The organism is Streptococcus orisratti DSM 15617 (assembly GCF_000380105.1).
Taxonomy (GTDB): domain Bacteria; phylum Bacillota; class Bacilli; order Lactobacillales; family Streptococcaceae; genus Streptococcus; species Streptococcus orisratti.
Map to the genome: position 1 here is coordinate 23136 of NZ_KB904467.1, position 11873 is coordinate 35008.

At 39.0% G+C, this 11873-nt stretch carries 11 protein-coding genes; 6 read left to right on the top strand and 5 right to left on the bottom strand.

Features of this window, described 5'->3' with window-relative positions:
* The first annotated feature begins 97 nt into the window (after nt 1–97).
* Genes A3I7_RS0105770 through A3I7_RS0105780 form a run of 3 tightly spaced genes read left to right on the top strand, consistent with a single transcriptional unit; the run spans nt 98 to nt 1794 of the window.
* Complete coding sequence (locus A3I7_RS0105770) at nt 98–622, top strand: YiiX/YebB-like N1pC/P60 family cysteine hydrolase (protein ID WP_018375835.1); 525 nt, start codon at nt 98–100, stop codon at nt 620–622.
* Nucleotides 606–1265, top strand: coding sequence for a DUF1803 domain-containing protein (locus tag A3I7_RS0105775; protein ID WP_018375836.1), 660 nt, complete (start codon nt 606–608; stop codon nt 1263–1265). Before A3I7_RS0105770 ends, A3I7_RS0105775 begins: the two co-directional genes overlap by 17 nt.
* Before the next feature lie 19 nt (nt 1266–1284).
* On the top strand, nt 1285–1794 hold the full coding sequence (locus A3I7_RS0105780; protein WP_026217149.1) for a YbhB/YbcL family Raf kinase inhibitor-like protein: 510 nt from the start codon (nt 1285–1287) through the stop codon (nt 1792–1794).
* A gap of 127 nt (nt 1795–1921) precedes the next feature.
* On the opposite strand, the gene A3I7_RS0105785 is transcribed toward A3I7_RS0105780, so the two are convergent.
* The 5 genes from A3I7_RS0105785 to A3I7_RS0105805 form a co-directional block, all read right to left on the bottom strand.
* Nucleotides 1922–2926 (bottom strand): FecCD family ABC transporter permease, encoded by a 1005-nt coding sequence (locus A3I7_RS0105785; RefSeq protein WP_018375838.1) that lies wholly within the window; start codon nt 2924–2926, stop codon nt 1922–1924.
* On the bottom strand, nt 2923–4080 hold the full coding sequence (locus A3I7_RS0105790) for a FecCD family ABC transporter permease (protein ID WP_018375839.1): 1158 nt from the start codon (nt 4078–4080) through the stop codon (nt 2923–2925). Before A3I7_RS0105790 ends, A3I7_RS0105785 begins: the two co-directional genes overlap by 4 nt.
* A 25-nt stretch (nt 4081–4105) precedes the next feature.
* Nucleotides 4106–5053 carry an ABC transporter substrate-binding protein gene (locus tag A3I7_RS0105795; protein ID WP_018375840.1) on the bottom strand — a complete coding sequence of 316 codons (948 nt, stop codon included), beginning with the start codon at nt 5051–5053 and terminating at the stop codon, nt 4106–4108.
* Nucleotides 5054–5075: 22 nt separating this feature from the next.
* Complete coding sequence (locus A3I7_RS0105800) at nt 5076–5858, bottom strand: ABC transporter ATP-binding protein (protein WP_018375841.1); 783 nt, start codon at nt 5856–5858, stop codon at nt 5076–5078.
* Nucleotides 5859–6004: 146 nt separating this feature from the next.
* Entirely contained in the window at nt 6005–7453 is a 1449-nt protein-coding gene (locus A3I7_RS0105805) for a UDP-N-acetylmuramoyl-L-alanyl-D-glutamate--L-lysine ligase (protein ID WP_018375842.1), read from the bottom strand.
* An 87-nt stretch (nt 7454–7540) separates the two neighbouring features.
* Here A3I7_RS0105805 and A3I7_RS0105810 point away from each other — a divergent pair, with 87 nt between their 5' ends.
* From A3I7_RS0105810 to A3I7_RS0105820, 3 genes are all read left to right on the top strand, one after another.
* Nucleotides 7541–9193 (top strand): putative polysaccharide biosynthesis protein, encoded by a 1653-nt coding sequence (locus A3I7_RS0105810; protein WP_018375843.1) that lies wholly within the window; start codon nt 7541–7543, stop codon nt 9191–9193.
* 296 nt (nt 9194–9489) lie between these two features.
* Nucleotides 9490–10584: a cystathionine gamma-synthase gene (locus A3I7_RS0105815; RefSeq protein ID WP_018375844.1), complete on the top strand. Its 1095-nt coding sequence runs from the start codon at nt 9490–9492 to the stop codon at nt 10582–10584.
* 1 nt (nt 10585) lies between these two features.
* Complete coding sequence (locus tag A3I7_RS0105820) at nt 10586–11749, top strand: MalY/PatB family protein (RefSeq protein ID WP_018375845.1); 1164 nt, start codon at nt 10586–10588, stop codon at nt 11747–11749.
* Nucleotides 11750–11873: the final 124 nt, after the last annotated feature.

An 11873-nucleotide genomic window follows, 5' to 3' on the forward strand; every position in this document is an offset into this window, starting at 1 on the left:
TTTTTTTGTAGATTCTGACGAGAATGAAAATGATGTTATTTGCGCCCTATTAATTTTAAGAAAAATCTTCTATCTCATTTTATGTTACAATAGAAGTATGAAACTTCAAGACTTAGCAAGCGGGGATCTGCTCTTTACCGCTGATCGATCAGATATGGGACAGGCTATTCAGAATACGACAGGGGCTTACAGCCATGTTGCTATTTATCTGGATGGGATGATTTACGAGGCTACAAAAGAGAATGGTGTTTCTAAGCAAGATTTAGAGAACTTTCTTGCAAGGGAAAATCAGAGAATATGTGTTTATCGTTATGAGAAAATGGATTGTTTAGCTGTTTTAAAGGTTGCAGAGAAGCATCTGGGAAAGCCCTACAATCACAGTTTCTATCCGAATGAAGGTGCTTTTTATTGCTCTCAATATATTGCTGAGATATTACCTATTTTTGAGACCATCCCCATGTCATTTGGAGATGACAAGCAGCTTATTTCTGATTTTTGGCAGCATTATTTTGAGAAGTTACAGCTGCCAGTGCCTGTCGGTCAGCCAAAGACCAATCCCAATCAACTTGCCAAGTCCAAAGACTTAACCTACATAGGAGAACTAGATGATCATTACCTATAACCCTGACAAACTAACGCGCCAGTCTTTTTTTCAAGAGCTTATTAATTATTTACCAATGCACGATGAAGTCACTTTGCGCCAGATAAAGCGCGACTTTCCAGAAATTCCAAAACTGGACCGTGCCATTGAAGACTATGTGCAGGCAGGTTATGTTGCTCGTCAGGATAAGCGCTATACCTTGACTTTGCCCCTTTTGGAAAAGGCAGAGCAGGTCAGTTTAGATGACATGGTTTTTGTAGATACACATTCCCCTGCTTATGATAATCTCTTGGCATTGACTTTTTATACCCAACTGGCTAATGTAACAAACCAAGTTATTCTAGAAGAGAAGACAGATTTTGCCAGAAGTCAATTGACCATGTCGAACTATTTCCACAAATTGCGGACAGCTTTGCCTTTGTCTCCAGACCAAGAAAAACTCTATGCCATCTTGGGGGATGTTAATCAGGAATATGCTCTAAAATATATGACCGCTTTTCTTTTAAAATTTGAGCGAAAGGCCGTGGTCAAGCAGAAGCGTCCTGATATTTTTGTGCAAGCCTTAGTACTTTTAGGTTATTTAGAGCAAATAGACGAGCAGAGTTATGGTTTGAAGATAGCTTTTGATAGAGAGAAATTGATTTTCAGTAATGATTTATTTTAAGTTAAGCGAGGCGTTTGATATGATAGAAAGATTAGATTTTAGTTGTCCGACCATTTCTGAAGGTGGAGAATTTCCGCTTGAACATACAGGAAAAGGGGAGGATCGTTCACCTGAATTTTACATCAAGAATCTTTCTCCTCAAGCCCAAACACTTGCTATTACTTTGGAAGATTTGACCCATCCTCTTAAAAAGGAATTTACCCATTGGCTTATCTGGAATCTTCCGGCTTCCAGTCACATTAAGGATGATTTGCCTCAGGGTTTTGAATTAGCAGACCCGCAAGGAGCTAGACAGGGGATAGCCTATGGCTGGTATCGTTATGCTGGTCCAAAGCCACCTTTAGGTCAAAATCATAAGTATCGTTTTACGATTTACAGTTTAGACTGTTCCCTGAGTTTGAATCGCTGGACGCGCAAAAGTAGTCTTTTAAGAGCTATGCAGGGGCATATCCTGCAAAAGGGTCAACTAACGGCTTCTTTTGGGAACAAAAAAATCTGGGATCAAAATCCCAGACCGGTTATTGTATGATTAGGTTGGGATTTACTCCCAGCCACTTTTTGTATTCTTAGCAAATCAAACTCAGACATCGTTACTTTTATTTGATGAAGATAGTTTTATCTACATCACTTAGTCGAATTTTGATTTTCATTGGGCATTAGTTTTCTGTAGTTATCATAAGATAAAGAAAATGAGGTGCCCCTATAACGGAAACGACGATACCTGTTGGAATACCCGTACCAACAAGTAGCACTCGCCCGATGGTATCCGCTACAAGTAAGAGGATCATACCGACTAACATGGCAGCAGGTAAACTGATTCGGTGGTTATTTCCCATCAAACGTCTGGCGATATGCCCCGCTATCAAACCGACAAAGGTTATATTTCCTACCAAAACAACACTGAGAGAAGCTAGTGCTGTAGCTAATATTAGACTATAAAGGCGTTCACGTTGCAGATTAATCCCTAATGCCAGAGCTGTTTGTTCATTAAGATTCATGATGTTGAGGGAGTGGCTGCGGCTATAAGTAATGAGCCACAGAATTAGTAAAATGGGTGTGAATGTGGCAAGCGTCTTCCAGTCACCGCCGTTGACTTTACCGCTCAGCCATTCGACAATATAGGTCATTTTAACGTTGTTAATCTGGTTCATAATTGAGACCATGACACCAGACAGCATACTAGAGACGCCAACACCTGTTATGATAAGGCGTGTCGGACTAATGCTATTATTGCGCTTCCGAGCCATGAAATAGACGAGCAAGATAGTCAACATGCCTCCGAACATTGCAAAGACAGGCATGATGGTAAGTACACTAGGTTTAGACACATCAAGGAGACCAACCATGATGGTAATAACTAGCCCTGCACCAGTGTTAATTCCCAAGATTCCTGAGTCAGCCAGAGGATTTTTAGTCAAGGTTTGCAGCAACATGCCAGACATTGCTAGGGAAGTACCACCTACCATACAGGCTATAATACGAGGAAGTCTAACTTTGGTGAGGATAAAAATCATCGCAGAACTAGATTTTCCAAGTATAAGATCAATAAGGTCATAAATTGATGAGTGGGCATATCCTAGAGATAGAGAGACTAAGAAAAGAATAAAGACTAAGCCAAGCAAAAGAGCGAATCTGGACGCTAATTTTTTAGATGATATCATAGATTTCTCCCCCTTCTGATTAGCCAGAGGAAGCAAGGAAGACCGATAATGCTAATAACAGCGCTAATAGGTGTCTCTGTTGGAGGTTTTAAAGTTCGGCAGAAAAGATCAACCCAGAGCATGAAAGTCGCTCCGCTAAGAGCTGTCAGGGGCAAAAGTTGACGATAGTCTTTACCGACAAACATTTTGATGAAATGCGGAATGATAAGTCCCACGAATGAAACTGTTCCGATAATGGCTACTGAAGCAGCAGAAAGAAGGAGAACAAGCGCTAGCAGTCCAAGAGTGACAGCTAGCGTGTTTTGTCCGAGAGATTTTGCAACGGTTTCATCCAAACTGAGAATAGTGAGTTGATGAGATAAAAATTGTGCTAAAATCAGTCCAAATATAATGAGGGGTGCAATCAGAGCAAGCATTTTCCAGTTGACTTGCCCCAGACCGCCAGCTTGCCATCCAATAACTGTGGTAGAGAGGTTGAAATAGATAGTGATAGCTTGCCCAATGGCTGAAAAAAGAGTAGAAACCATAGCACCAGCTAAAATGAGACGTATTTGATGATAGCCACGTCTGGGTTGATAGGACAGCCCAAAAATAAGGAATGCTGCTAAACTTGATCCCAACAGACAAAACAACATAATCAAGCTATAATGCATGGCATCAAAGATGGCATAACCTAGAATCAAGGCTAGCCCAGCTCCAGCATTGATTCCCAACAGACCTGGGTCGGCAATAGGATTTCGTGTGACTCCCTGCATGATAGCACCTGCTACTGCCATAGCAGCTCCGACTAAGATCGCAGCTATGGTGCGAGGCAGACGCAAATCGAAAATAACATCCTGAACTGCTGAATTTGTTAATGGATTTTGCAAGATTTTCAGAACTTGACGATGTGTATAATTAATTGCACCAAAACGCAGCCCAAAATACCAGCCTAGGAAAAATAAAATTAGAAGAAAGAGGCAAAGGAGACACAGCCTATGCCCTTGTCTCTTTTGCCGATTATTGGAATTGTACGGCAACGTGTCTAATTGTTTCGACTTTACTGTCATACTTTGATTAGTTTTTAGGGTGGTAAAAGAGCGATTTTTACCCAAGTCAGACAATTTTTCCTCGCCATTATTATGCTGAGTGAGAAGGTAATCTTTTTGGTTCATGGATAACTAACTCTTTTCTAATAACTTAGTTGTTGACTGTTTTTACTGCTTTAATGAATGCAGGTAATTGTTTATCAAGTGACATTGGATCGGAGAAGTAGAACAGGTTGTAATCTAATTCTAGTACATGACCAGCTTTTACAGCTGGGATGTTTTTCCAAATATCACTTTCTTTGAGAGAGGAAGCTGCTGCCTTAGTACTATCATTGACATTAACAACAGCATAGTCGCCGATATAATCTCCCAGAACTTCTTGAGATACACCGAACCAGCCATCTTTATTTATGACATCATCTTGGACTTTTTGTGGTGCTTTATAGCCTAGAGCTTGATAAATCAATTCACCACCACGTCCCCAGTTATTACCGTAAAGGAAGATATTTTTTTCATAGAAATCCATCACAGTGAAAGTGGTATCCGCTGGTAAAATATCGCTGAGTTCATTACGAGCAGCTGCAGTTTTTTGCTTCCACTCTTTTAACCATTTTTGAGCCTTTTCTTCCTTGCCAAAGACCTTACCAAGATTGGTCATCATTTCTAGGTAATCGCTGGAAGCGAATGTGATAACCAACGTTGGGGCAATTTCTTTCAGTTTGTTGATGTTTTCATCAGTTGAAAAGGCGATAATGAGGTCAGGTTCTAGAGCAGCAATAGCTTCTGTATCGCTAGAAGTCAGTTTTTTAGCATCTTTAAGTTTTTGACCAAAGGCAGGACTATCTTTTTCTAAATCGAGGGAATAACTGGCAACATCAATACCTAATTCCAAAAGATAGCCAGTATAAGAATAAGCAAAGTTGACGACTTTCTTAGGATTTTTCGGAATATCACCATAATAGGTGAAGCCTGTTATTTTTGGCATTTTGGAAATAGCAGAGCTACTTTGAGTGCTAGATTCTTTTTGAGATTGACTGTTGCAAGCTGTCAGAACAAAAACAGCAAACAAAGCTGCAAAGAGGGATAATACTTTTTTCATTTTCTATACTCCTAGAAATAATCTATATTAACTGATAAGTCAGTAGAACGGGACATTTGTTAATGGGATCTTCGATGATTTGTGCCTTGATATTGAAGATATCGGCCACCATTTCAGGTGTCATAACGTGATCTACAGACCCCTGATAGCAGATCTTTCCTTTTTTCATGGCAATCAGTACGTCTGAAAAGCGAGCTGATAAATTTAAATCATGAAGAACCATAATAATGGTTTTGTGAGTTTCGCGATTGAGTGTCTGTAGTAACTCCAAAATCTCGAGCTGATGATTCATGTCCAGATAAGTAGTTGGCTCATCCAAAAAAATGGTGTCGGTATCTTGAGCTAGTGCCATGGCAATCCAAACTCGCTGCCGCTGACCACCAGAGAGTGAATCGACATCTACAGTAGCAAACTCAGTTACCTTTGTGACTTCCATAGCCCAGTGGATTTTATCTCTGTCTTGATTGGTAAGGCTACCTAGATACCTTTGATGGGGGAAACGACCGTAGGATACCAATTCATAGACAGAAATGCCTTCTGTAGCTTCCAAAACTTGGGGTAAGAGAGCCATCTTTTGCGCCACAGTTTTAGTTGGCAGACTGGAAATGGCCTGACCATCAATGTAAATGCTACCAGAATGAATTGGTTGAATGCGGGTGAGAGCTTTTAGAAGTGTTGATTTCCCGCAACCATTGGATCCGATGATCGTTGTTATTTTACCATCCAATAATTTAACGGATAGTTGATCAATAATGGTTTCCTTATCATAGGATACCGAAATCATTTCAGCATGTATTTTCGACATTTTTAACCTCCTTTCTTCAAAAAAGTTACTCCATTATAACATAGGAAAAAGGCCCTAAAAAGCCTTTTTAAGAATATTTTTAGAAAATTTTGAATTGGGTGGCACTTATTTAGAATGGTTAGAAATAGTAACTGGAATGTTTCTAATTAAAGATATTTTTTAGCTATTTCAAGATCACCATCATAAGCTGCGCGTTCGCCATTAACGATTTGATAGGCATCTGCTCCTTTACCAGCAATAATGACAGCGTCATTTTCATTTTGGGTTAATAGCAGAGCTTTTTTAATAGCTGTCTCACGATCAATTATGATTGGAACTGTTCGTGTGATGTGACTGGCAATCTCCTCTGAGATGATTTGAGGATCTTCGAAGTTTGGATCGTCAGCAGTTAAGATAACCTCTAACTGAGGATGATCATTGATGACACGGCCAAAGTCAGCGCGTCGACTTTCTCCTTTATTACCAGGGGCACCTAGGATGAGAAGAATAGTTCCTTTCTGGTGTTCTTCAACGACAGATAACAGTTTTTCAAGGCTATCACCATTGTGGGCATAGTCAACAAAGACCTTTGCACCGTTAGTTTGGGTGAGTACCTCCATACGACCTGGAACAATTGTTTCGGCAATCCCTTTTTTGATATCGGCTAAGTTAGCGCCTAGACGAAGACAGGCAAGTCCTGCAGCGACAGCATTTTCCTGATTAAAAGATCCGATAAGCTGTATATCATAATGTCCAGCTATTTTGCCAGTTCCATCAAAGCTAAAAGCTCTGCTCTGTTCAATCCGATTGTCAGACGATTTGCCATAAAAATCATGCGGGATATCGTTCACTTGGTTTGCAACAATTTCAAAATGTTCCATGCTAGCATTGACAACAACGGCTCTGCTATTTGCCATCAAAAGACGCTTGTGGTGAAAGTAGTCCTCAAAGGTCGGATGCTCAATAGGTCCAATATGGTCAGGGCTAATATTGAGAAAGACTCCGACATCAAAGGTAAGACCATAGACACGTTTGACCAAATAGGCTTGGCTAGAAACCTCCATGATTAGATGAGTCATGCCATTACTAACGGCCTCAGCCATCATTTTGAAAAGATCAAGACTTTCAGGCGTAGTTAATTTGGATTTGAAAAAATTTTTCCCATCTAATGTGGTATTCATGGTAGAAAACATGGCAGGTTTGTGGTTTTGCTTGAGAATGTTATAAGCAAAATAAGCTGCTGTTGTTTTGCCTTTAGTCCCTGTAAAAGCAAGGATTTTCAATTTTTTTTCTGGGTGATTATAAAATGACATTGCAATCAGACTCATAGCCTGTTTAATATCGGTTACGATAATAGCAGGAATGCTGACTTCATAATCGATCTGACTGACATAAAAAGTTAAACCAGCAGAGATAGCTTTTTCAAGATATTCTTTTTTAAAAGCAGCTCCTTTAGCAAAAAAGAGTGTTTGAGCATCTACATCACGGCTATCAAAACTGATTTTATTAAAAGTCGGATTTTCAGCCCATGTCCAATTGTAGCGATTATTGGCGATAATCTCGCGGAAATTTTTATCATTTTTGAGAATGTTTAATGTTTTTTCAAGTGTAATCATACTTTCTATTTTAGTCTTAAAGTTAGCGTTTTACAAGTCTCAATCAAAAGTTTATAATAAATTTATCAAACCTTTGGAAAGATTACTATGACTGAAAACGCAAAAAAATTAACACAGCAAGAGCAAATGATAAAGGGAACAGCTTGGTTGACAGCTGGAAATTTTATCAGTCGATTACTTGGAGCTATTTACATCATTCCTTGGTATGCTTGGATGGGTCAGTACGCGGCTGAAGCCAATGCTCTTTTTGGAATGGGGTATGAAATCTACGCTCTCTTTTTATTGATGTCAACAGTAGGTATACCGGTTGCAGTGGCCAAACAAGTTTCTAAGTACAATACATTGGGAGATCCACAAAAAAGTACCTATTTGGTGCGAAAAATTCTTCACTTTATGTTGGCTCTGGGTGCGTTTTTTGCCTTTATTATGTACATTGGTTCACCGCTTTTTGCTTCCATGAGCCGAGGTGGTCAGGAATTGGTACCTGTTTTAAGAAGTCTGACTTTAGCAGTTTTGGTTTTTCCAGCCATGAGTGTTCTTAGAGGTTTTTTCCAAGGCTTCAATAATCTCAAACCGTACGCCTTAAGTCAAATAGCAGAGCAGGTCATCCGTGTCATATGGATGTTACTTACAGCCTTTTTCATTATGAAAATGGGTTCTGGAAATTACGTTGATGCGGTCATTCAATCAACTTTTGCAGCCTTTATTGGTATGTTTGCCAGCATTGCTGTGCTGATATATTTTCTTTGGCGTTCAGATTTATTATCGGCCTTGTTTGGTAAGAAACCCGAAGATATTGATATTGATGTCAAAGAATTGCTAATTGAAACAGTGAAAGAAGCTATTCCTTTTATTATTACAGGATCAGCCATTCAAGTTTTCAAACTCATTGACCAATTTACTTTTGGGAATACCATGGCTCTCTTTACGAATTATTCTAACAGAGAATTAAAGGTCATGTTTGCTTATTTTTCAAGCAATCCTGGTAAGGTAACAATGATTTTGATTGCAGTGGCTACGGCTATTGCTGGGGTAGGTATTCCTCTCTTAACCGAAAATTTTGTCAAAAAGGATAGAAAAGCAGCAGCTAAACTGGTTGTTAATAATCTGCGAATGCTTTTGATTTTTATTATCCCAGCTATCATAGGTTCGGTTATCTTAGCAAAACCCCTCTATGGTGTGTTTTATCAAGTGCCAAAAGATCAATCGTCATTAGCTTTGGGGCTCTTCGTCGCTTCTTTGTTGCAGACAGTTGCTCTTGCCATTTATACTGTGTTGGCACCAATGCTTCAGGCGCTGTTTGAAAATCGTAGGGCTATCCGCTATTTTGCTTACGGTGTTGTTGTAAAACTTATCTTACAGATTCCGTTTATTTTCTTCTTTCATGCCTACGGTCCAATTATCTCAACGGCCTTAGCACTCCTTGTTCCAATCGTATTGATGTATCTTCGCATTCATGAGATTACAGGATTTAGCCGTCTTGCGATTCGTCGAAGCAGTTTGCTTGTTTTGATTCTAACGACAATTATGGCTATCTTTGTTCTTTTAGCTAATTGGTTAATGGGAGTCGTTTTACCTGATACAAATCGTTTATTCAGCGCATTTCATTTGGTGATTGTGGGAGGAGTAGGTGTAGTAGTCTACGGTTTCTTGGCCTTAGTGACTCGTTTGTTAGACAAGCTAATTGGAAGTAAAGCTGACGCGCTTCGTCAAAAAATGCATCTAAATGATAAAATTTAATAAGATAAGTATCTCATATCTTAAAAACGAGCAATTCCAATTTGGAGATGCTTGTTTTTATTTTCCAATCAAAATAGAAAAAAGATTAAACTAGCTTGTTTTTGAAACCTAAAGATATAGATTATTGACTTAATGGACTTTGTTGCACTTGACTTGACAATTTGAGAAATAATTGTCAAGTGATTTGGCTATAGTTTTTTCTTATAGCTGACTATCAAGAAATGGAATACCCATAAACAGCTCAATTAAACAAAATCCATGATAGAATAGTAACATCATAATAGGGGAGAGAAGATATGAGCAAAACACTACGCTTAGAAACTATCTTGGCACATGCAGGAATTAAATCAGATAAAGCAACGGGAGCTTTGGCCTCTCCTATTCATTTTTCAACGACTTATCAACATCCAGAGTTTGGCCAATCTACAGGTTTTGATTATACTCGGACAAAAAATCCTACCAGAGCGACATTAGAGGCAACTTTAGCTGCCATCGAAAAAGCAAAATACGCTTTGGCAACTAGCTCAGGAATGGCAGCTATCGTTTTAACTCTAGAGATTTTTCCGGTAGGTAGCAAGGTTGTGGCTGCTCGTGATTTGTACGGAGGGTCTTTCCGCTGGTTCAATGATCAAGAAAAGAAAGGGCGCTTTAGCTTTACTTACACTAACACTGAGGAAGAAATGTTGGCTGCTATTTCAGATGAAACAGATATCGTTTATATTGAAACACCAACAAATCCTCTCATGATTGAGTTTGACATCGCTAAGATTTCTAAATTAGCCCATGAAAAAGGAGCCAAGGTCATTGTGGACAACACCTTCTATAGTCCTATTTACCAAAATCCCCTTCTACTTGGTGCGGACATTGTTTTGCATTCGGCAACCAAATATTTGTCAGGCCACAATGATGTACTCGCTGGTGTTGTTATGACAAACGATGATGCCATTTATGAGAAACTTTTCTATGACCATAACACTACTGGTCCAACACTGTCGCCTTTTGATTCTTATTTACTTATGCGCGGCTTAAAAACCCTGAAACTCCGCATGGAAAAATCAACAAAGAACGCCAAGAAAGTTGTAGAATTTTTGAAAAATGCCCCTCAGGTAAAAGAAGTTCTATACACTGGTAAGGGAGGAATGATTTCCTTTAAGGTTGTAGATAAGGATAAAATTCCTAGCATTATCAACGCTTTAGAGGTTATTACCTTTGCAGAAAGTTTAGGTGGTGTAGAAAGTCTAATTACTTATCCAACAACGCAAACTCACGCGGATATTCCAGAAGATGTTAGAGCTTCTTACGGTTTGACAGATGACTTGCTTCGCCTTTCTATTGGTATAGAGGATGAAGAGGATTTAATAGATGATTTGAAGGCAGCATTGGAGGTATAAGATGGGAAAATATGATTTCACAACCAGACCCAATCGTTTGACACAGTTCACTTCTAAGTGGCAAGCTTCTGAAAATAATCCTGACTTACTGCAGATGTGGGTAGCAGATATGGATTTTTTACCAATTCCAGAAATCAAGGAAACCATTATCAACTATGGTCAGGAACATATCTTTGGTTACAATTATTTTAGTCCTGAACTTTATCAAGCAGTTATTGACTGGGAGAAAAATGAACATGGGTATGCTATTGAAAAAGAGGATATTGTCTTTATTGATGGGGTTGTTCCAGCAATTTCAGTTGCGATTCAGGCTTTCACCCAAAAAGGTGATGCAGTCCTAATCAATTCGCCAGTTTATTATCCATTTTCACGAACAGTTAAACTTAATGAGCGCCAGTTGGTTGAAAATTCTCTAAAAGTTATCAATGGACGTTTCGAAATCGATTTTGAACAGCTAGAGCGAGATATCATTGAACATGAGGTCAAACTTTATCTACTTTGTAGCCCTCACAATCCTGGTGGACGAGTTTGGGCAAAAGAGGATTTGGAAAAAATAGCAGAGCTATGCCAAAAACATGGGGTGCTTTTGATTTCGGATGAGATTCATCAAGACCTAGCATTATTTGGCAATAAACACCATTCTTTCAATACAGTGAGAAATTCTAATAAAAACTTTTCCATCATTTTAGCATCGGCAACCAAAACTTTTAATATTGCAGGTACTAAAAATAGCTTTGCCATTATTCAAAATAAAAGTCTGCGTCAGAAGTTTCAGCGCGTACAATTGGCCAATAACCAACATGAGGTGCCAACTATTGGTATGCTTACAACCCAAGCGGCTTTCACCTATGGCAAACCTTGGTTGGAAGAATTACGTAGAGTTATTGAGGAAAATGTCACCTATGCGACGGATTATTTGACTAAAAATACCAAGATTAAGGTAATGAAGCCTGAAGGGACTTATTTGATATGGTTGGATTTTTCTGCCTATGGTCTTGCTCAACCAGATTTGGGTGAAAAACTTAAAAGAGAAGCTAAAGTAGTTTTGAATGATGGCTCTCATTTTGGCAAAGAGGGGAAATATTTTGCACGATTGAATGTTGCCACACCCTTGGAAACTGTCAAGGAAGCAGTGGCTAGGATTGCGCGTGTTTTTCCAAAATAAAAAACGGTAAAATAAAAAACGGTAAATTCTCAAAGTAAGTTCTAGTTCCCGTCCTTCCAGAAGTTACTCTGAGAAAACTGCATAAAACCAACAGAATTTAGTCTCAGACTAAGTTCTGTTTTTG

Excerpts from the sequence above, each read along its gene's own strand:
- A3I7_RS0105780 (WP_026217149.1), top strand. The coding sequence starts at position 1,285 with ATGATAGAAAGATTAGATTTTAGTTGTCCGACCATTTCTGAAGGTGGA.
- A3I7_RS0105790 (WP_018375839.1), bottom strand. The coding sequence starts at position 4,080 with ATGAACCAAAAAGATTACCTTCTCACTCAGCATAATAATGGCGAGGAA.
- A3I7_RS0105815 (WP_018375844.1), top strand. The coding sequence starts at position 9,490 with ATGAGCAAAACACTACGCTTAGAAACTATCTTGGCACATGCAGGAATT.
- A3I7_RS0105800 (WP_018375841.1), bottom strand. The coding sequence starts at position 5,858 with ATGTCGAAAATACATGCTGAAATGATTTCGGTATCCTATGATAAGGAA.
- A3I7_RS0105775 (WP_018375836.1), top strand. The coding sequence starts at position 606 with ATGATCATTACCTATAACCCTGACAAACTAACGCGCCAGTCTTTTTTT.
- A3I7_RS0105795 (WP_018375840.1), bottom strand. The coding sequence starts at position 5,053 with ATGAAAAAAGTATTATCCCTCTTTGCAGCTTTGTTTGCTGTTTTTGTT.
- A3I7_RS0105820 (WP_018375845.1), top strand. The coding sequence starts at position 10,586 with ATGGGAAAATATGATTTCACAACCAGACCCAATCGTTTGACACAGTTC.
- A3I7_RS0105785 (WP_018375838.1), bottom strand. The coding sequence starts at position 2,926 with ATGATATCATCTAAAAAATTAGCGTCCAGATTCGCTCTTTTGCTTGGC.
- A3I7_RS0105770 (WP_018375835.1), top strand. The coding sequence starts at position 98 with ATGAAACTTCAAGACTTAGCAAGCGGGGATCTGCTCTTTACCGCTGAT.
- A3I7_RS0105810 (WP_018375843.1), top strand. The coding sequence starts at position 7,541 with ATGACTGAAAACGCAAAAAAATTAACACAGCAAGAGCAAATGATAAAG.
- A3I7_RS0105805 (WP_018375842.1), bottom strand. The coding sequence starts at position 7,453 with ATGATTACACTTGAAAAAACATTAAACATTCTCAAAAATGATAAAAAT.